General features: G+C 66.8%; 13 protein-coding genes. 6 read left to right on the plus strand and 7 right to left on the minus strand.

All coding sequences use genetic code 11. The features are described 5' to 3' along the window. Nucleotides 1–2: 2 nt before the first annotated feature. Together ugpC and WDM91_07230 are read right to left on the minus strand one after the other, a co-directional pair. Nucleotides 3–1,088 carry a sn-glycerol-3-phosphate ABC transporter ATP-binding protein UgpC gene (ugpC, locus tag WDM91_07225; protein ID MEI9994368.1) on the minus strand — a complete coding sequence of 362 codons (1,086 nt, stop codon included), beginning with the start codon at nt 1,086–1,088 and terminating at the stop codon, nt 3–5. A gap of 36 nt (nt 1,089–1,124) precedes the next feature. After that, nucleotides 1,125–2,927 (minus strand): IlvD/Edd family dehydratase, encoded by a 1,803-nt coding sequence (locus WDM91_07230; protein ID MEI9994369.1) that lies wholly within the window; start codon nt 2,925–2,927, stop codon nt 1,125–1,127. A gap of 305 nt (nt 2,928–3,232) precedes the next feature. Between WDM91_07230 and WDM91_07235 the strand changes: the two genes are divergently transcribed. Further along, nucleotides 3,233–4,375: an aldose epimerase family protein gene (locus WDM91_07235; protein ID MEI9994370.1), complete on the plus strand. Its 1,143-nt coding sequence runs from the start codon at nt 3,233–3,235 to the stop codon at nt 4,373–4,375. A 5-nt stretch (nt 4,376–4,380) separates the two neighbouring features. Here WDM91_07235 and WDM91_07240 read toward each other — a convergent pair whose 3' ends face one another. The 4 genes from WDM91_07240 to WDM91_07255 all read right to left on the minus strand — a co-directional run bounded on the left by WDM91_07240 (nt 4,381) and on the right by WDM91_07255 (nt 11,104). Further along, nucleotides 4,381–5,730 (minus strand): glycoside hydrolase family 27 protein, encoded by a 1,350-nt coding sequence (locus WDM91_07240; GenBank protein ID MEI9994371.1) that lies wholly within the window; start codon nt 5,728–5,730, stop codon nt 4,381–4,383. Then, the gene (locus WDM91_07245) at nt 5,730–7,286 is read right to left on the minus strand and encodes an alpha-L-arabinofuranosidase C-terminal domain-containing protein (GenBank protein MEI9994372.1); all 1,557 of its coding nucleotides are present in this window, start codon (nt 7,284–7,286) and stop codon (nt 5,730–5,732) included. Before WDM91_07245 ends, WDM91_07240 begins: the two co-directional genes overlap by 1 nt. A gap of 11 nt (nt 7,287–7,297) precedes the next feature. Next, the gene (locus tag WDM91_07250) at nt 7,298–8,326 is read right to left on the minus strand and encodes an arabinan endo-1,5-alpha-L-arabinosidase (protein MEI9994373.1); all 1,029 of its coding nucleotides are present in this window, start codon (nt 8,324–8,326) and stop codon (nt 7,298–7,300) included. Between the two features lie 72 nt (nt 8,327–8,398). Then, complete coding sequence (locus WDM91_07255; GenBank protein ID MEI9994374.1) at nt 8,399–11,104, minus strand: TonB-dependent receptor; 2,706 nt, start codon at nt 11,102–11,104, stop codon at nt 8,399–8,401. Between the two features lie 250 nt (nt 11,105–11,354). Between WDM91_07255 and WDM91_07260 the strand changes: the two genes are divergently transcribed. The 5 genes from WDM91_07260 (at nt 11,355) to WDM91_07280 (ending at nt 17,493) form a co-directional block, all read left to right on the plus strand. After that, nucleotides 11,355–12,074 (plus strand): FadR/GntR family transcriptional regulator, encoded by a 720-nt coding sequence (locus tag WDM91_07260; protein ID MEI9994375.1) that lies wholly within the window; start codon nt 11,355–11,357, stop codon nt 12,072–12,074. Nucleotides 12,075–12,154: 80 nt separating this feature from the next. Further along, nucleotides 12,155–13,735: an aldehyde dehydrogenase (NADP(+)) gene (locus tag WDM91_07265; protein MEI9994376.1), complete on the plus strand. Its 1,581-nt coding sequence runs from the start codon at nt 12,155–12,157 to the stop codon at nt 13,733–13,735. A 3-nt stretch (nt 13,736–13,738) separates the two neighbouring features. Then, nucleotides 13,739–14,719, plus strand: coding sequence for an AraD1 family protein (gene araD1 / locus WDM91_07270; protein ID MEI9994377.1), 981 nt, complete (start codon nt 13,739–13,741; stop codon nt 14,717–14,719). Between the two features lie 23 nt (nt 14,720–14,742). Continuing rightward, a complete protein-coding gene (locus WDM91_07275; protein MEI9994378.1) occupies nt 14,743–15,678 on the plus strand; it encodes a Gfo/Idh/MocA family oxidoreductase in 936 nt (311 codons plus the stop codon). A gap of 48 nt (nt 15,679–15,726) precedes the next feature. Further along, nucleotides 15,727–17,493 (plus strand): sodium:solute symporter, encoded by a 1,767-nt coding sequence (locus tag WDM91_07280; GenBank protein ID MEI9994379.1) that lies wholly within the window; start codon nt 15,727–15,729, stop codon nt 17,491–17,493. A gap of 4 nt (nt 17,494–17,497) precedes the next feature. Here the strand turns inward: WDM91_07280 and WDM91_07285 are convergent, their stop codons facing one another. Beyond that, nucleotides 17,498–19,327: a beta-L-arabinofuranosidase domain-containing protein gene (locus WDM91_07285; protein MEI9994380.1), complete on the minus strand. Its 1,830-nt coding sequence runs from the start codon at nt 19,325–19,327 to the stop codon at nt 17,498–17,500. Between the last annotated feature and the right edge of the window lie 238 nt (nt 19,328–19,565).

A 19,565-nucleotide genomic window follows, 5' to 3' on the forward strand; every position in this document is an offset into this window, starting at 1 on the left:
GGTCAGCCCGCGCGCCGCAGGTTGCGGCCGTCGGCGCCGAACAGGTGCGCCGCGCTTCCGTCGAACGTGACGCCCACCGCCTCGCCTTGGCGCGCGGGCGCGGTGGCGCCTTCCAGCGCCACGATCCGGTCACCGCTTGGGAGCGACAGGAAGACATGCGTCTTGTCGCCCAGGAACTCGATGAACGAGACGGTCGCGTCGGTATTGCCGGTCCCCGCCGCGCAAAGCCGCACCGCTTCGGGGCGAAGGCCGAGCAGCAACGGCCCGTCCGCCGGTGCCGACGGCGCCGTCATGTCGACCGTGGTCCCGTCTCCCAGCGCGACACGCTGAAACGCACCGGAGGACGGCATCGCCGTCACGGGCAGCATATTCATCGCCGGCGTGCCCACGAATGTCGCAACAAAAGCCGTTGCCGGGTTGCGATAAATCTCGAGCGGCGTCCCGACCTGTTCGATGCGCTGCTGGTTCATGACCACGATCCGGTCCGCCAGCGTCATCGCTTCCGTCTGGTCGTGGGTCACGAAGACCATCGCCGTCTTGATGCGGCGATGCAGGGCCGCGATCTCCTGCCGCGTGCGTCCGCGCAAAGCCGCGTCCAGGTTGGACAGGGGCTCGTCGAACATGAACAGCCGCGGCTGCTTGACGATGGCGCGCCCGATGGCGACGCGCTGGCGCTGGCCCCCGGAAAGCGCGGCGGGCCGACGGTCCAGGAGATGGTCCATCTCGAGCATGTGTGCCGTCTCGGCGATCCGGCGCGCGATCTCCGCGCGGGCGACGCCGATATTGTCGAGACCGAACGCCATGTTCTGGCGCACCGTCATGTGCGGGTAGAGGGCGTAGCTCTGGAACACCATCGCCACGCCGCGCTTGCCCGGCGGCAGGCGATCGATGCGTTCGCCGCCGATCGCGATCTCGCCGGCGTCGATGGTCTCGAGCCCCGCGATGGCGCGCAGCAGCGTCGACTTCCCACAGCCGGAGGGCCCCAGCACGACCACGAACTCGCCGTCGCCCATCTCCAGGGAGACGTCGTCGAGGACGAGCGTGTCGCCGAAACGCTTGCTGATGCCCCTGAGCGAAACGCCGCCCACGCTACGCCTCCCGATTTTTTTGTTATCGCCCGCGCCTCAGTGGTTGTGGCGGGGTATGCCCTTCGTCTGCGCGATACGCTGATACTTGACCGCCGGCTCGAGGACCGCGCCGGTCTCCATCTGGCCGATCACGCCGCGCTGCATCTCCTGCCATGGGGTCTGGCTTGCAGGATACTTGTATCCCCCCGCGGCGGCGAGCGCCGCCTGCCGTTCGTCCATTTCCTCATCGGACAAGAGGACGTTGACCGCGCCCTTTCGCAGGTCGACGCGCACGCGGTCGCCCGTCCGCAACACCGCCAACCCGCCGCCGATCGCAGCTTCCGGCGAGGCGTTGAGGATCGACGGCGAGGCCGAGGTGCCCGATTGCCGCCCGTCGCCGATGCAGGGCAGGAGGTGCACGCCGCGCGCGATGAGCTGCACCGGCGCGCGCATGTTCACGACCTCGGCGCCGCCGGGATATCCGATCGGGCCGGCGCCGCGCATGAAGAGGATGCTGCGCTCGTCGATGTCCAGCGCGGGGTCGTCGATCCGCGCATGATAGTCCTCCGGTCCGTCGAAGACGACGGCACGGCCTTCGAAGGCGTCGGGATCGGCGGGATCGGAGAGATAGCGCGCCCGGAATTCCGGCGCGATGACGCTGGTCTTCATGATGGCGGAGTCGAACAGGTTGCCGCGCAGCACGATGAACCCGGCCTTGTCGGTGAGCGGCTTGCCGAACGGCCGGATCACGGCCTCGTCCTCGATCCGGACGCCCGTGCAATTTTCGCCGAGCGAGCGGCCGTTGGCGGTCAGCGCCGTCTCGTGGATCAGCCCCTGCGCCATCAGCTGCGCGACGACCGCGGGCACGCCGCCGGCGCGGTAGAAATCCTCGCCGAGATATTCGCCGGCCGGCTGCAGATTCACCAGCAGCGGGACGTCGTAGCCGTAGGTCTGCCAATCGTCGATCGTGAGCTCGACGCCGATATGCCGCGCCAGCGCGATGAGATGCAGCGGCGCATTGGTCGAGCCTCCGAGCGCGGAGTTTACCCGAATGGCGTTGATGAACGCCTCGCGCGTCAGGATGTCCGACGGCTTGCGGTCGGCGTGGATCATCTCGACGATCCGCCGGCCCGTCTCATAGGCGCATTCCTGGCGGTCGCGGTGCGGCGCCGGGATGGCGGCCGATCCGGGCAGCGACATGCCCAAGGCCTCGGCCAGGCTGTTCATCGTGCTCGCGGTCCCCATCGTGTTGCAATAGCCGGTCGACGGCGCAGCAGAGGCCACCAGCTTGATGAAGGCGGCGCGGTCGATCTCCCCCGCGGCCAGGCGTTCGCGTGCCTTCCACACGACCGAGCCGGAACCGATGCGCTTTCCGTCCGCCCATGCGCTCATCATCGGACCGACCGACAGCGCGATCGCGGGAATGTCGACGGTCGCGGCCGCCATCAGGCAGGCCGGCGTGGTCTTGTCGCAGCCGGTGGTGAGCACGACGCCATCGATGGGATACCCGTAGAGGATTTCGACAAGCCCCATATAGGCGAGGTTGCGGTCCAGCCCCGCGGTCGGACGCTTGCCGGTCTCCTGGATGGGATGGACGGGAAACTCGATCGGCACGCCGCCGGCGTCGCGGATGCCGTCGCGCACGCGCTGCGCCAGCACCAGGTGGTGGCGGTTGCACGGCGACAGGTCGGAGCCCGTCTGCGCGATCCCCACGATCGGCCTGCCCGATTGCAGCTCTTCGAGCGTCAGGCCGAAATTCATGTAGCGCTCCAGGTACAACGCGGTCATGTCCGTGTTGTCCAGGTCGTCGAACCAGGCGCGGGAGCGAAGGCGGCGGCTGGGCTGGGGAGCCGATGTCATTCTTGCTGTCCGATCACGATGTCCAAAGGGCCGGCGCTTCGCCTTCGCCGGCTCCGGCCAAACGATAGAGAGAATACGCGGTGTGCGGGTGCCGAACGGGCCCGTGAACCGCGAGGCGCCGCACGGCGCCGCCCCTGTTCGTATTTACTCAGACAAATTGCCATAGCGGTCTCCGGTTGGCAAGATGAGGACCGATCCGTCCGCGCCCGCAGATGGGCCTATCGGCCAAATATTTCCAGGCTGGTTGGAATTCCAATTGTCTGATTTAATCGCGATCCGCAGCGGCAAGGACCGGGGAGACGCGCATGGGATTTGCCCGATTGGTCGCAGCCATTGCGCTCTCGGCTGCAACCATGGTGCCGTCCGCGCCGGCGGCCGGATTGCTGCATCATGCCATCTTGAAAATGCCGTTTGGAAAGGCCGGGGCCGAGACCGTGGACATCTATACGCTGACCAATGCCGGCGGAATCGAGGCGCGCATCATGACCTATGGCGCGGCGATCGTTTCGCTCAAGACACCGGACCGCGACGGCCATCTGCAGAACATCGTCCTGGGCTTCGACACGCTCGAACCCTATCTCGCGGGCGTTCCGTATTTCGGCGCGACGGTCGGCCGTTACGCCAACCGGATCGCGAATGGCCGCTTCGCCCTGGGCGGCAAGACCTACCAGTTGCCGCAAAACGACGGCCCCAACAGCCTGCATGGCGGCAAGCAAGGCTTCGACAAGCGCGTCTGGACGGCGGAGCCGCTCGACACGCCGCAGGGGCCGGCGCTCCGCCTGACCTATGTGAGTGCCGCGGGCGAAGAAGGCTATCCCGGCGAACTCACGGTCCATGTCACCTACCGGCTCGGCGACGACGACGCGCTGGCGATCGAATTCGAGGCGACGACCACGGCGCCGACGCCGCTCAATCTCGCCAACCACGCTTACTTCAACCTGACCGGCGACCCGCGGCAGACGATCCTCGACCACGTGTTGACGATCGACGCCGACCGTTTCACGCCGGTGGATCCGACGCTCATTCCGACCGGAGAGCTTCGCGCCGTGCAGGGCACACCGTTCGATTTCCGCACGCCTGCGGCAATCGGGAGCCGCATCGAAGCCGCAGACGACCAGCTTCGGATCGGCAAGGGCTACGACCACAATTGGATATTGACCAAGCCGAAGCCGGGTGCGCTGAGCCGCGCGGCCTTGCTCTTCGACCCACGCAGCGGCCGCACGCTGGAAGTGCGCACCACGCAGCCCGGCCTGCAGTTCTATTCGGGCAATTTCCTCGACGGCAAGCCGGCGGGCGGCGGCACGGTGTTCGCGCACCGCACGGGCCTGTGCCTGGAGACGCAGCACTTCCCGGACTCGCCGAACCGCCCGGACTTTCCGTCCACCATCCTGCGGCCGGGCGAAACCTATTCCGAGAAGACCGTGCTCGCCTTCCGCGTCGTGAAATAGCTTCGCTAAGCCGCCGACAGCCGATAGAGACCCGCACCGTGCGGCGGAATAGTCGGCGCGAAGACATCACGGACCGACGGAAGATCACGACGGCGCCAAAGATCACGCACCTGCACCGGCCCATCCAATCCCAGCGCGGCGAGCGCGACGGGCACAGCCGCGGGCGCACCGTCCGCCGTCGTGTCGCGCAGGTTGAAGAGCGCGACGTATCTCGCGCCATCCAGGGTCGACCGCGCGTGCCACGCGGCCAGCCCGTCCGCGCGAAAGAGCTCGCGATTGCCGTCGCTGGCGCGATGCACCGCGAGCACCTCGTCGTTCGCGAGCAGCGCCAGGGTGACATCGTCGAGCGCCCGCAAATCGCCGCCCATGATCAGCGGCGCGCGCGCGATGCACCACAGCGTCATCAGCGTCGTCTGTTCTTCGGGCGTGAATCGCGTCGTGCGCCGCCCCATCTCGAGCACGCCCAGCGGCAGCATGTCGGCATCCGGCCAGCTGCCGGGCCGGCGAAAAGCGCTCCAATTCCTCAAGCGGCCGAACTGCTCGAGCAACGCCGGCCAAGTATCCCAGAAATCGTCGCTGATCCGCCACATGTTCGCGTTGCGCGCGACGTCGTCGGCGGCGGCGAGCGGCGTCTCGCCCGGCGACAGCGACAGCAGCATGGGACGGCCGCAGCGGTCGATGGCGTGGCGTAGTGCATGAATTTCCGGCGCGTTGCGCTGATAGGGCCTGCTCATGTCGTCGGCCTTGACGAAATCGACGCCCCAGGACGCATAAAGCCGGGCGACGGAGTCGTAGTAGTCCTGGGCGCCCGGCTTGCCCATGTCGATCCCGTACATGTCGGTGTTCCACGGACAGACATTGACACGGTCGGCGATGGCGCCCGTGCGATAGGCGCTTGCCTGGATCGGCAGATCGCGGTCGGCCGCTTGCCGCGGCACGCCGCGCATCATGTGGAGGCCGAATTTGAGACCGAGAGAATGCGCGAAGTCCGCCAGCGGCTTGAACCCCGCACCGCCCGCCGCCGACGGGAAGCGATTGGGCGCCGGCAGCAACCGTCCCCAACCATCCATCGTCAGTTCGGCGCCCTTGCGATAGTCGAAACTGTCGGCGCCCGGCTCGTACCACTGGATGTCGATCGTGAAGACGTCGTAGCCATGCGGCAGCAACCGTTCCGCCAGGATCCGCGCATTGGCCCGCGCAGCCTCCTCCGCGATGGTAGGCCCGAAGCTGTCCCAGGAATTCCACCCCATCGGCGGCGTCGGCGCCAGGCTGCGGAAGTCCTGCGCCGCGCGCGCCCGGCTGGCCGCGAGCGGCGTCAGCGCCAGGCCGGCCAAGGCAGCACGGCGGGAGAACATCACTCCAGCCTGAGGACGACGACGGACTTGGCCGGCAGAGTCAGCGAGAGCACTCCGTCGGCAATGGAAGCACCCGAGAACGCCACCGGATGCACGGCATCGGGTGCGGAAAAAGTGTTGCGCGCGTCCATCGCGGACGCCGTCAGGATTTCACCGCTCGCATGCCGCGCCGGCGTTCCGGCGATCGGTACCGAGATCGGCATGGCGTGGTTGGGATCGAGATTGACCAGGGCGATCGCGATCGCGCCATCGGTCGTTCGCGCGGCCGTCACGCTGACCGCGGGCACCGACACGCCGCCCAAGGCGTAACGCGGCGCCACAACATCTACGGGCAGGAACGTCGCATCCTGGAACGGCCGGAACATGCGGAAGACGTGGTAGGTGGGCGTCAGCACCATGTGCGGGCCGTCCGTCAGGATCATCGCCTGCAGCACGTTGACCATCTGCGCGATGTTCGCCATGCGCACGCGGTCGGCATGGCGGTGGAAGATGTTGAAGTTCAGCGCCGCCACCACCGCGTCGCGCAGCGTGTTCTGCTGGTAGAGGAAGCCCGGCACGCGGCCCTGCTCCGGATCGTACCAGGTGCCCCATTCGTCGACCGCGAACGCCACCTTCTTCTGCGGATCGTATTTGTCCATCACCGCCGCGTTCTGCGTGATGAAATCGTCCATGCGCAGCGTATGGGCCAGGGTCGAGATCCACTGCTCCTCGCCGAAGCCGGTCGAAGGGCCCTTCGTATCCCATTTGTCGCCCGGGATCGTGTAGTAGTGGAAGCTGATGGCGCCGAGGTCGCGCAGCGGGACCTTGGAGATCAGCGCTTCGGTCCATGACGTATCGTTGTCGTTGCCGCCGCTGGCGACGATCAGCGGGCGCGCCCCGGCCGGCGCCTTCAGGAACGACGCGTATTGCCTGAAGAGATCGACGTAATGCTCCGGCGTCATGTCGCCGCCGCAGCCCCAGGCCTCGTTGCCGACCGCGAAATAGGCGATCTTCCAGGGCGTTGGATGTCCGTTGCGGGCGCGTTCGGCGGTCAGCGCCGTCGGCTTGTCCGAGGTCATGTATTGCAGCCACTCGGCCATCTCGCGCGGCGAACCGGTGCCGAGATTGCCGTTGACATAGGCGTCCGCACCGATCATCTGCGCGAAGTCGAGAAACTCGTGCGTCCCGAAGCTGTTGGGCTCGGGCACGCCGCCCCAATTGGTGTTCAGCGTCACCGGCCGCCTGGCGCGCGGCCCGATGCCGTCGCGCCAGTGATATTCGTCGGCGAAGCAGCCGCCCGGCCAGCGCACGACCGGAACATGCAGCGCGCGCAACGCGCCCAGCACGTCGTTGCGGAAGCCGCGCGTGTTGGGGATCGACGAATGCTCGCCGACCCAGACGCCCTCATAGAGTCCGCGGCCCAGATGCTCGGCGAACTGGCCGTAGATATGACGATCGATCACCGGACCCGGACGATCGGCATGGATCGTCGCGACGACGCTTGCCGGCTGCGCGCGCGCGCCGCAGAGCGGAAGCAAAAGCAGGGCGAGCGCCAGGGCGTATCGCGACAAGAGCATGTGGTCCTCCGCTAGAGAATGACGGATGGCCATCCATCCGGCGTCCAGCCGATCGGCGAGATGCGCAGCGTGGGAATGCCGGCATTCTGCGCATCATAGGCATGATAGACGAGATAGTCGCGGTTGGGATCGCGCAGCACCGAGGCGCCGCCGGGTCCTTTGAAGCGGTCGTTGCCGACCAGGAGCTGCTGGCCGTAGCCGTGCATCATGTCGTTGCCGTCGGGGCCCAGATACGGTCCGGCGATCTGCGTCGCGCGTCCCGCCACGATGTTGTAGTTGCTGTTGGCGCCGCGGCAGCAGAAGTCGAACGAGACGAACAGGTAATAATAGCCGCCCCGCTCGATGATGAAGGGCGCTTCGATCGCATCGGGCGGCTGCGGCCGCCAGGCGAGCGCATGCACCATGTCGTCGTCGGCGGCGCGCTTGCCGGTGGCCGGATCGAGCCGGATCATCTTGATGCCGGTCCAGAAGCTCCCGAAGCACAGCCAGTGTCCGCCGTCATGGTCCACGACATGGCTGGGATCGATGGCGTTGTACTTGTCGAAGGTGTCGGAGGAGAAGACCATACCCTGGTCCTGCCAGGCATAATTTGGCGATGTGGGATCGAGCGTCGCATTCGTCGCGAGCCCGATCGCAGAATGGTTCGAGCCGAAGGTCGAGACCGCGTAGTAGAGGTGAAAGCGGCCGGCGAAGAAGGAGATGTCCGGCGCCCAGATGCCCTTGGCGCCCGGCACCGCGTCGGCCGCCCATTTCGGCATCTCGGCGAACACCGCGCCGCGCCGCGCCCACTGCAGCAGGTTCTTCGATGCGCGGAAGGGGATCAGGCCGCCCTCCGTCGCGTTTCCGCTGGTGCAGAAGACGTAATAAGTGTCGCCGTCCTTGATGGCGCAGGGATCGTGGACCGGCGAAAGATCGCCCGTGAGGCGGTCGTTGATCACGCCGCCCAGCGTGCGGCCCAGCGTCCCAAGGGCCAGCGTGGTGCCACCCGCCGCCAGCGCGGCATGCAACAGGGCGCGTCTATCGAGCATGGATCCGGTCACCGCGTTCTCCTCTCCCGGACGGCAACGGCCGGCCGCCTTCTCGAGCGGCCGGCCTATGTCAAACACGCGGCCCTACAGCCGGAAACGGATACCCAGCGAGATCGTCTGGTCGAAGATGCGCGTGTCGCGCGGATCGACTGTCGGATTGCCGAAATAGTCCTGGTAGTTGCTGTTCAGCAGGTTGGTGGCGTCCAGGGTGAGCGTGATGTTATCGCTGTAGCGATAGCTCGCCGACAGGTCGAGCCAGGGCTGCGACTTGGCGAAGATGGTCCCCGGCTGCATGCCGCCGCCCGGCGCCGGGCCGACATTGAATCCGCCGCGCCAATTGTAGGCCGCGCGGAAGGAGACCGGTCCCTGCTCGTAAATTCCCACGAGGTTGTAGGACCATTTCGAGATGTTCTGGAACGCGCCCTCGACGTAAGTGGCGTTTATCTGCGTGCCCAACCCGCTCCAGAAGCCCGGCAGGAAATCGAAGAACTGGGTATAGCCGAACTCGGCGCCGTCGATATGGCCGGCCGGCGAGTTGATCGGCATGGTCACCTGGTAGGTGATGCCGCCGATCACTTCGGGCGTGACGGTGCTGCCGATATAGCCGTCGACCGAACGGTAGAACACCGCGCCGCTGACGACGTTCGAGGGACCGAAATAGTATTCGAGCGATATGTCGCCATTGTCCGACTTCTCCGGTCCCAGGTCGGGATTGCCGCTGCTGCCCGAACCCAGCAGCGTCGCGGTCGACGCCGAAAGGCTCAAGCCCGGATTGAGCTGCGCGAAGGTCGGACGCGTGACCGTCCGGCTCGCGGCGACGCGCAGGAACAGGTCGTCCTGCAGCTGGAACCGCATGTTGAGGCTGGGCAGCCAGTCGACGGAGCTCGTCTTGCTTTCCGTCGGGCTGTAAGCGAAGGAATAAACGCCGCCGGTGTTGGTCACCACCAGCGTGTTGCCCTTCATGTCGGCATCGGTGTCGACGACGCGAAGACCGATATTGCCGTCCACCGGCAGCGATCCCAGCTGAAATCCGAAGCTGGTCTTGCCGTAGAGCGCATAGCTCACTTCCCGATCGTCGAACGACTGGGTCGGGTCTTCCGGTGGCGGCGCGCCGGTGGGCGATTGCCCGAAATCGGCTCTCAGGAATCCGACATTGTTGTTGAGCCATTTCGGATCGGCGTCGATCCAGTTCACGATGCCGAACTGTCCGTCGAACTGCCGTCCGCTGGTCAGGTGCCAGGCCGTGCCCGGCAGCGTCGGATCGTTCAGCGCCGTGAAGCAGGCATGCGAAGCGATCGCCGCCGCGACCGCCGCGAATTGCGGGCTCGAGGGATCGGCCACGCCGCGGCAGTCGAGACCGCCCGCATTGTCCGCCCGGTTCTGGGCATAGCGGTTGGCATAGCGGACGCCGAAATTGACCGACCGGAAGAAGCTGTCGTCGCCCAGCGCGATGCTCGCATCGCCGCGCCAGTCGATCTCGTCGCCCGATTGCCTTGTCCACTGATCGTAGAACTGGCGCATGTGGTACTGCGACGGGTCCGTCAGATCGACGCCGGTGACGTTCATGTAAGGCGTGCCGGTGCCGTGGTAGTTGAAGTCGGCATAATAGCCGGGAAGCCCCGGGCCGTTGCCGGTGGCCGGCGCCGCCGGCGGATAGTATTCGGTGTCGAGAATGACGCCGGTCTGGGTGAACTTGCTGTCGGTGTAGTCGACCTCGGACGACAGCGTGAGATTGTCGTGCGTCCAGGTGACGCCGCTCGCCGCCTGATAGGTGTCGGTCTTCGGTACGAAGGACTGGTCGCTCGTCAGGTCGTAGCCGCCGGCATTCACCGTCTTCACCTCGTCGGTGCCGGGAAACACCGTTGCGGTTGCCGGGTTAGCGCCGAGCCAGGGCAGGCCGACGAAGAAGTCGTCGCTGTTGGGGTTGCGATAGCGCGTGTAGAACACTTCCGCATAGGCCTCGACGTTCTCGTTCGGGCGCCATTGCAGCGCGACGTCCGCGGCGGCGCGCTGGCGATTGCCCGGGATCGACTGGGCGCCCTGGGTCAGCGGCAGATAGGCGACGCCGCCCGGCCCCGTCGAGCCGGGAACCGGCCCGATCGACTGGCTGGAGATGTAGTTATCGAGAATCTCTTCCTTATAGTGATCCTGCCGGAAGGACAGGTCCACCAACAGGCCGATCTCGCCGATTCCGGTGTTCCAGCGATCGCTCACCAGCAGGCTGCCGTTCGGATCGAAAGCGTTCGAGAGCGAACTGTGCGTACCCTGGATTCCGCCGGCGACCTCGAGTCCCTCGAAATCGAACGGCCGGTGCAGGCGCACGTCGATCAGGCCGGCGATGCCGCCTTCGAGATCGTCGGCCCGCGACGACTTCACGACGTCGACCCTGGCGAGCAGTTCGGCCGGAATGTCCTGCAAGGTGATGAAGCGGCCGGTGGAGGTGAAGATCTCACGGCCGTTGAGCAGGGTGGCGATGTCCGGCAGACCGCGGATCAGGAGCTGGTTCGCCTCGGCGGCGTTGCGGCTCACCTGCACGCCGGTGACGTGCTGCAACGCCTCGATCACGTTGTTGTCCGGCAGTTTGCCGATGTCCTCCGCCACGACCGAGTCCTGGATCTGGTCGGAGTTCTTCTTGGTGTCGATCGCCGACCGCACGCTGGCCCGGACGCCGGTGACGATCACGGTCTCGACCTGGCCGGATTGTGTGTCGTTCTGTGCCTGTGACGGAGTCGCGGCAACAGACATGGCGAAAAGGGCCGTTGAACAGGCCAATGCCGTACGCAATTTCATCTTTCCCCTCCTGCGAGAGCCGCCGCACGTTGGCGCGACTCCTATTTTGTATAACTCAGACAATATGCCGACCCGAAATGTCCGACAAGGGCGCAAATTCTCTTTTGTCTGAGTTTTTTTGTTTGTCCGGCCGGTGTGCCCTGGCCGCAACGGAGGGTCCGATTGGACAATCGTATCAACGGCCTATAGATAAAATGGCGGTGGACGGGCTTCATTGGCACAGATGGACGAACGGTCGCGCGCGCCCGGAATGCCGGGAAAATCGCTACGCCTGCACGGCACGATTGCGCGCGCCCTCGGCATCGCGATCGTGTCGGGCAAATACAAGCCCGGCGATCTCCTCGTCGGCGAGATCGCATCCAGCGAGCAGCTCGAAGTGTCGCGCACCGCCTATCGCGAGGCCGTGCGCATTTTGGCCGCGAAGGGCCTCGTCGACGCCCGCCCCAAGGTCGGCACACGCATCAATCCGCAGAGCAAATGGAATTTGCTCGATCCGGACGTGCTTGACTGGACCTTCGACACCGAGCCCGATCTCGCCCTGCTGAACAGCCTTTTCGAACTGCGGAACGTCGTCGAATCGGCCGCCGCAGGCCTCGCGGCGCTGCGGCGGTCGCCGAGCCACCTCAAGGCGATGCGCGCGGCGCTCGAAGGCATGGCGAAGCATACGCTGGCGACCGAAGCGGGGCGCCAGTCGGATCTCGACTTCCACGCCACGCTGCTGGACGCGACGAACAACCCCTTCATCATATCGCTGACCAACGGCGTCAGCGCGGCGATCAGCACGACCACGATGTTCAAGCAGCGCAAGCGGCCGCTGCGCCGCGATCCGCTTCCGGACCATCTCAAGGTCTTCGAAGCCATCGCCGAGAAGGATTCCGCCAAGGCCCAGCAGGCGATGAGCGAACTGATCGAGCTCGCGCGCATGGACACGCCGATCTCCGGCGGCGCGAATCGGCGGCGCGCCGGATAGCACCGCGATCCGAAGATTGTGGCTGACATATTGTCTGAGTTATCATAGGGTCCTGCCGCTTCCCGAGGTCCCCCGTCCCTATGCCCATCGCCGGCGACATCCTGATCGGCTTCGGCCGCGTCTCTTCCCCACAGCATTTCCATGCGGTGGATGCGGCGCGTGGCGGCATATTGGAGCCGGCCTTCAGCATCGCCGGCCCGCAGCATGTCGAACGGGCCTGTGCGCTGGCCGCCGCGGCGTTCGATCCCTATCGCCAGTCCGATCTGGCGACGCGTGCCCGTTTTCTCGAACTCTGCGGCGAGAATCTCATGGCGCTGGGCGACGCGCTGCTGGATCGGGCGAGCCGCGAGACCGCCCTGCCCCGCGCCCGGCTCGAAGGCGAGCGCGCCCGCACGGTCGGACAGCTCCGCCTGTTCGCCGACGTGGTGCGGCAGGGCGACTGGCTCGGCCTGCGGATCGACCCGGCACAGCCGGAGCGCAAGCCGCTGCCCCGTGCCGACCTGCGGCAGCGCAAGATACCGCTCGGCCCCGTCGCCGTGTTCGGCGCGAGCAACTTCCCGCTGGCCTTCTCGGCGGCCGGCGGCGACACCGCCTCGGCCCTCGCCGCCGGCTGCCCGGTGATCGTCAAGGCGCATCCCGCGCATCCGGGCACGTCGGAGCTTGCAGCATCCGCCATCGTCGATGCGGCGCGCGCCTGCGGCCTGCCCGACGGCGTCTTCTCGCATCTTGCCGGGCCGTCGAACGAACTCGGTGCCGCCCTGGTCGCCGATCCCCGCATCAAGGCGGTGGGCTTCACGGGCTCGCGCGCCGGCGGCCTTGCGCTGACCAGGCTCGCCGCGGCGCGGGCCGAGCCGATCCCGGTCTATGCCGAGATGAGCAGCGTCAATCCCGTCCTTCTCTTTCCCGCCGCGTTGAAGGTCCGGGCCGAAGCGATCGCGACCGGCTTCGTGGCATCGCTGACGCTCGGCGTCGGCCAATTCTGCACCAATCCCGGCCTCGTCCTGGTCCTCGAAAGTCCGGATCTCGACCGGTTCGTGGCCGCGGCGACCGAGGCGCTGGCAAAATCCGCGGCCGGAACCATGCTGACCCAGGCGATCTGTGCGAGCTATCAGGCCGGGGTCGGGCGACTGAGAGATCATGCCGGCGTCGCGCATATCGCGGCCGGTCCCGCGTCGGATGGAAAGGGCCTCGCCGGCGGCGCGCTGTTCCAGACCAGCGCGCGCGATTTCCTGGCCAGCCATGTGCTCGGTGAAGAGGTTTTCGGGCCGGCCTCGCTGATCGTTCGCTGCCGTGACATCGACGAGCTGGCGACGGTCGTCGCGCGGCTCGACGGACAGCTGACCGCCACGCTCCACGCCGATGCGGAGGATCACGCGCTGGCGTCGCGCCTGCTGCCGCTGCTGGAGCGCAAGGTCGGGCGCATCCTGTTCAACGGCTGGCCGACCGGCGTCGAAGTGTCGCCCGCCATGGTCCATGGCGGACCGTTTCCCGCGACCTCGGATTCGCGCGCCACTTCGGTGGGCACGCTCGCGATCGAGCGGTTCCTGCGCCCCGTCTGCTACCAGGATGTCCCGGACGCAGTGCTGCCGGCGGAATTGCGCCGCGACGACAAGGCGGGATTCCGGCGGATGGTCGACGGAAGATACGAAGCGAAGGTCTGAGACATGCGGCTGGTGCAGATGCTGGATGCGAATGGCGATCGGATGGTGGTCGCCGACGATGGCGCAAGAGCCAGGCGCGTGAAGGATGCGACAAGCACCTATGCGCTGGCGAACGCGGCCATCGATCGCGATGCCACCCTCGCGGATGTCGTCGCGAAAGCCGGATATGGCGACGACGTCGACCTCGAGGCGTCGCTGGCCGGCGGCCGCATCCTGGCGCCGATCGATCATCCCGACAGCGCCCGCGTTCTCCTGACCGGGACCGGCCTCACCCATCTGGGTTCGGCAGATGCCCGCGACCGGATGCACGCCAAGGCGCAATCCGCCGACGCGACGGATTCGATGAAGATGTTCCGCATGGGGCTCGAAGGCGGCAAGCCCGCGACCGGCGCCGGCGTGCAGCCCGAATGGTTCTACAAAGGCGACGGCACGAGCCTCATCGCGCCGGAAAAGCCGCTTGCCTCACCCGACTTCGCGCTCGACGGCGGCGAGGAGCCGGAGCTGGCGGGCATCTACGTCATCGGCCGCGACGGCACGCCGTTCCGCCTCGGCTTCGCGCTGGCGAACGAATTCTCCGACCACGTCACCGAGCGCACGAACTATCTCTATCTCGCCCATTCCAAGCTGCGCCCCGCGTCGCTCGGACCGGAGTTGCTTGTCGGCGAGCCGCCGGCGGATATCCGCGGCACGGCGAAGATCACGCGCGGCGGCGAGACGATCTGGGAGAAGCCGTTCCTGACGGGCGAGGCGAACATGTCGCATCACCTGCGCAATCTCGAGCACCATCACTTCAAATATGCGCTGTTCCGCCGGCCGGGCGACATCCATGTGCATTTCTTCGGCACGGCGACGCTGTCCTTCGCCGACGGCGTGAAGGCGCAGCCGGGAGACGTCTTCGAGATTTCGGCGGCGCCGTTTCGTCTTCCGCTGCGCAATCCGCTGGAGATCGTGGCCGCGCCGCCGAGCGGCGTGCGAAGCCTGTGACGGCGGCAACGGGAGGCGGGATCATGCAGCCAACGCGCATCGGCATTGTCGGCGTCGGCAAGATCGCGCGCGACCAGCACATTCCGGCGATCGCCGCGAACGGCGCGTTCGCGCTCGTGGCGGCCGCGAGCCGGCACGGCACGGTCGAAGGCGTCCGGAATTTCCCGACCATCGAGGCGATGCTCGAAGGCTGCCGCGATGTCGACGCGGTGGCGATCTGCACGCCGCCGCAGGTGCACTATCCCGCCGCGAAACTCGCCCTCGAGACCGGCAAGCACGTTCTCCTGGAAAAGCCGCCCTGCACGTCGCTGCTACGGCTCGACAATCTCGTCAGACTGGCGGCAAGGCAAAAGCGGACGCTCTACCAGACCTGGCACTCGCAGCATGCGCATGGCGTCGCGCCCGCCGAGCGGCTGCTGCGGCAGCGCAAGCTCCGCCGCGTCCAGGTGACGTGGAAGGAGAATGTGCGCCAATGGCATCCCGGCCAGACCTGGATCTGGCAGGCCGGCGGCTTCGGCGTCCTCGACCCCGGCATCAACGCGCTCTCGATCCTGACGCGGATCGTCCCCGAGCCGTTCTACCCGCGATCCGCAAGCCTTTACGTTCCCGCCAATTGCGACGCGCCGATAGCGGCCGACCTGGAATTCGTCACCGATGGCGGCGTGGAGATTTCCGCGGCGCTGGACTTCCGTCACACCGGCACGCAGACCTGGGACATCGACATCGACACGGATGGCGGTCCGCTCAAATTGTCGGCCGGCGGTGGGATCCTGACCGTCGGCGCCGACGAAGTGCCGCGCGATCCGGGCGCCCTGCACAGCGAGTACGAAGCGATCTACCGGGATTTCGCGGCGCTGATCGCGCGCGGCGCCTCGGATGTCGACGCCCGCCCCCTGCAGCTCGTCGCCGACATTTTCCTGGTCGCGAAGCACATCGCGGTCGAGCCCTTCGAAGATTGAAACGCGGCAGCGGAATACCGCGCCGACGCATGGAAACGGGAGGATTTCATGAAGGCGGCGCTGCACGAATCCGTGTTCAATTTCGAGGACTGGCTGGTCGTGGCGGCCTTCGTCGCGGCCATGATCGCGATCGTGCTCTATGCGATTCGCACCAAGGTCCGCAGCGGCGAGGACTATTTCCTTTCCGGCCGCGACAGCAACTGGCTGCAGATCGGCAGCTCGATCTTCTCCTCCAACATCGGCTCGGAGCATCTCGTCGGCCTCGCCGGCGCAGGGTTCGCCACCGGCATGGCGATGGCGCATTGGGAGATTCAGTCCTGGCTCATCCTCGTGCTCGGCTGGGTGTTCGTCCCGCTCTACAGCCGGATGAAGGTCTTCACCATGCCGGAGTTCCTGGAGCTGCGCTTCAGCCGCGGCTCGCGCAACGTGCTGAGCTTCCTCACCATCGTGAGCCTGGTGCTCACCAAGATCGCGGTGACCATCTATGCCGGCGACGTCGTCATCCGCACGCTGCTGGGGATCGACAGCGTCAACCTGCTGGGCGTGCGGGTCGATGTGTTCTGGGTCATCGCACTGGGGCTCGCCTTCACCACCGGCCTCTACACCGTGCTCGGCGGACTGCGGGTCATCATGTACACCGCCGTGCTGCAGGCGCCGGTCCTCATCCTGGGATCGCTCTGCATCCTCTACACCGGCCTGAGCGCGCTGGGGCATGGCGACCTTGCGGCCGGCTGGCGCGCCACGCTCGCGGCGGCCGGCGCGAACATCCATCTCATCCGGCCGCTCGGCGACCCCGAATGGTCCTGGGCGGCGGTGATCCCGGGCTCGGCGATCATCGGCTTCTGGTACTGGTGCACCGACCAGTACATCGTGCAGCGCGTCCTGGCGGGACAGAACCAGCAGCAGTCGCGCCGCGGCGCCATCCTGGCGGCGTTCCTCAAGCTCACGCCGGTCTTCATCTTCCTGGTGCCCGGCATGATCGCCTTCGCGCTGACCAAGGCCCCCGGCAGCGGCTTCACGACCAGCGGCGACGCCGCCTATACTTCGCTCGTCGCGCAGATCCTGCCGCATGGGCTGCGCGGCATGGTCGCCTGTTCGATGATCGTGGCGCTGATGGCGTCGCTGGCCTCGAAGTTCAACGCCTCGGCGACGCTGTTCACGATGGACTTCTTCCGCGAATGGTATCCGGACGCGTCGGGCCGCACCGAGGTCCTGGTCGGGCGCATCGCGACGGCGGCGATCGTCGTCATGGGCATTCTGTGGGTCTTGGTCATCAAGAGCCTGCATTCGGATCTCTACGTCTACCTGCAGAGCGTCCAGGGCTACCTCTCGCCGGCCATCGCCGTGCTGTTCCTGTTCGGCGTGTTCTGGACGCGCGCGACCGCGCCGGCGGCCCTTTGGGCCTTCGTCGTCGGAGTCGCGGGCGGCTTTGCGCGGCTGGCGGCCGACCTCGTCATGCGCGACGACGGCGCGGCCGTGACCGCGCTCAAGCAGAAGCTTTTTCACCATGCCATCACGGCGGACCAATATGCAGCGGCCTTGGCACCGATCCGAGCCGCGCATGGCTGGATCTTCGACTTCTGGAACATCAACTGGCTCTATTACACGCAGATCCTTCTGGTCGTGACCGCGGTACTGATGGTTGCGATCAGCCTGCTGAGCCCCGCGCCGGACGCCGCCACCCGCCGCTTCACCTGGTATGGCGCGACGCCGGCGGAGAAAGCGGCCACCCGCGCGAGCTGGAACGGATGGGACGTGGCGCTGAGCGTCGTTGTCCTTGCGACAGTGGCCGCGTTCTACGTCGCGTTCTGGTAAAGGTTCAGCCCGAGACCGGCTGGTACAGCCGCGTGGTCTCGCCGCCGATCGCGAAATAGGGCTTGAAGGTCTGCGCGCCGTCGGCGGTCTCGACACGCCAATCGGGCCCGCCCGCCGCAACTTGCCGCACAGCCATCAGATCGCGGCGCTTCAGCGGCAGGAAGCGGTCGCCGGTCGCGAACAGCGCCAGCGGCCCCTGCATTACCGCCAGAAGATCGGGATGCTTGTCGTCAACCGCTTCCAACCGCAGCGCTCTGTCGAGCGACAGCGTGATCTTGTCGCCGTCGCGCCATGTCCGCCGGATCGCGTGGAACCTGCCCGGGCGGACGGGCGCGGCGATGCGCGTGCCGTTAACGGCGATCGCCGTCCGTGGTCCCGCCCAGGCGGGAATGCGCAGGCGCACCGAGAACGTCTCGGCTGCTGCCGCCTCCACGGTGAGCGCGATGTCGGAGTCAAGGGGATAAGCCGTTTCCTGGCCAAGCGCGATGGCGTGCCCGCCGCGTCGCCAAGTGAAGCGCGATGGCGCGTACAGGTTGACGTAAATCCCATCATCGTCCGTGAAGTAGGCGCTGATCCCATAATCCGCCACGGCCTGGCCGAGCGTGCCCGAGCAGCACGGGCAGCGATATTCGAAATAGGTCTTCGCGCCGTTCCCATTGTAGTCGGCGTAGTAGAACGCCGTGCCGTCCGGCTTCATCGGCAGCGCACCGAGCACGGTGTTGTAGAGAACGCGCTCCATGCTGTCGCCATAGCGGCTGTCGCCCGTCATGCCCATCAGGTAGCGCGCGATCTTGAAATGTCCATACGCGCCGCAAGGCGTCTCGAAGCTGGCATGGGTGGTGCCGAGGGAGTCGCCGAGCGCGCCGGAGCCGGGGACGACGAAGCCCTCATTCGGTCCCCAGCCGCCCGTCGCGAAGCTCTGCGCGACGACGAAGTCGAAGCCGTTCTTCGCCGCCTGGAGGTGCTTGGGATCGCCATCGACGAGATAGGCCTGCATCGCCGAGCTGAGCGCGTTGACATGGCTGTAGGCATGGCGGCCCGGCAGCACGTTCTCGCCGCGCGCGAGCGGCTCGAAGTAATCGCCATCCAGAAGGAACCGCGATGCCAGCGCCCGATAGCGCTCGCCCGCGCCGCGCCGCCAGGCGAGATAGAGGTTCTCGGGCAGCGTATAGGACTCGTCCCAGGTGTGCGCGACGTTCGGATGCGGCCGCGCCGCCATCTCCGGCCGCGTCAGCGCCTTCTCCGGCAGAGAAGGGAGCGCCGCGTCGGTCGCGCGGTTCAGCGCCGCGAGCGCCGTCTCGTCGCCCGCGAATTCATGCGCGTCGATCAGGCCGATATTGATCTTGTCGAACGTGTAGGCCGGCAGGGTATAGCCGTCATAGAAACGCGGCGTGATCGTCTGTGCGAAACCGGCGACCAGCCGGCGCACCTTCTGCCGCGTCGCCTCGTCTCCGGTGACCGCAAAGGCGCGGGCCAGGCTGGACACGTATTGTCCGAAGCTATGGCCGGGAATGAAGCCGTGCATGTCGGCCGGCGGATCGAAGGACGGCGACGCGTTGTACCAGCCGCCCAGCGCGGCGCCCGGCGCCGCCATGCCGGCGGCGGCGCGGAACGGCTTCAGCAAGGCGTCCTCGTCCATCGCCAGCAACGCCGCGCGCTGGGCGAGGAACTGTTCGCGCAGCGGCCCGTCGCGCAATGCCACATCTCCGTAACGTGCCGGCACCAGCCTGGCCTGCGACACCGGCAAGACATCTGCCCGCGCACGGCCGGGCAGAGCCGCACCCGCCGCCGCCGCGCCGGCGAGCCGCAGGAGGGATCGCCGCGAAAAGGTCATGCCTTGCCTCCGCGATTTGTCTGACATTTAGAGTGGCATGGCCGCGAGGCGCTTTCAACGCGCGCGGTCTTGCGTCGACGGCAGGGCCTGGGCAGCATGGGCCGTCGCAGCGGTGTCGATGCGATGATCCCCCGGAATGCGGAATGCGAAATCGTCTTCGACGATCACGAAATCCTTCGCCACGGCCCTTGATGACGTCTTCGTTGATATACAGGCCGCTGCGCTCGCGCGATCAGAT

The organism is Rhizomicrobium sp. (assembly GCA_037200385.1).
Classification (GTDB): domain Bacteria; phylum Pseudomonadota; class Alphaproteobacteria; order Micropepsales; family Micropepsaceae; genus Rhizomicrobium.

Excerpts from the sequence above, each read along its gene's own strand:
- WDM91_07255 (MEI9994374.1), bottom strand. The coding sequence starts at position 11,104 with ATGAAATTGCGTACGGCATTGGCCTGTTCAACGGCCCTTTTCGCCATG.
- WDM91_07275 (MEI9994378.1), top strand. The coding sequence starts at position 14,743 with ATGCAGCCAACGCGCATCGGCATTGTCGGCGTCGGCAAGATCGCGCGC.
- WDM91_07260 (MEI9994375.1), top strand. The coding sequence starts at position 11,355 with ATGCCGGGAAAATCGCTACGCCTGCACGGCACGATTGCGCGCGCCCTC.
- WDM91_07230 (MEI9994369.1), bottom strand. The coding sequence starts at position 2,927 with ATGACATCGGCTCCCCAGCCCAGCCGCCGCCTTCGCTCCCGCGCCTGG.
- WDM91_07285 (MEI9994380.1), bottom strand. The coding sequence starts at position 19,327 with ATGACCTTTTCGCGGCGATCCCTCCTGCGGCTCGCCGGCGCGGCGGCG.
- WDM91_07235 (MEI9994370.1), top strand. The coding sequence starts at position 3,233 with ATGGGATTTGCCCGATTGGTCGCAGCCATTGCGCTCTCGGCTGCAACC.
- WDM91_07280 (MEI9994379.1), top strand. The coding sequence starts at position 15,727 with ATGAAGGCGGCGCTGCACGAATCCGTGTTCAATTTCGAGGACTGGCTG.
- WDM91_07240 (MEI9994371.1), bottom strand. The coding sequence starts at position 5,730 with ATGTTCTCCCGCCGTGCTGCCTTGGCCGGCCTGGCGCTGACGCCGCTC.
- WDM91_07265 (MEI9994376.1), top strand. The coding sequence starts at position 12,155 with ATGCCCATCGCCGGCGACATCCTGATCGGCTTCGGCCGCGTCTCTTCC.
- araD1 (MEI9994377.1), top strand. The coding sequence starts at position 13,739 with ATGCGGCTGGTGCAGATGCTGGATGCGAATGGCGATCGGATGGTGGTC.
- WDM91_07245 (MEI9994372.1), bottom strand. The coding sequence starts at position 7,286 with ATGCTCTTGTCGCGATACGCCCTGGCGCTCGCCCTGCTTTTGCTTCCG.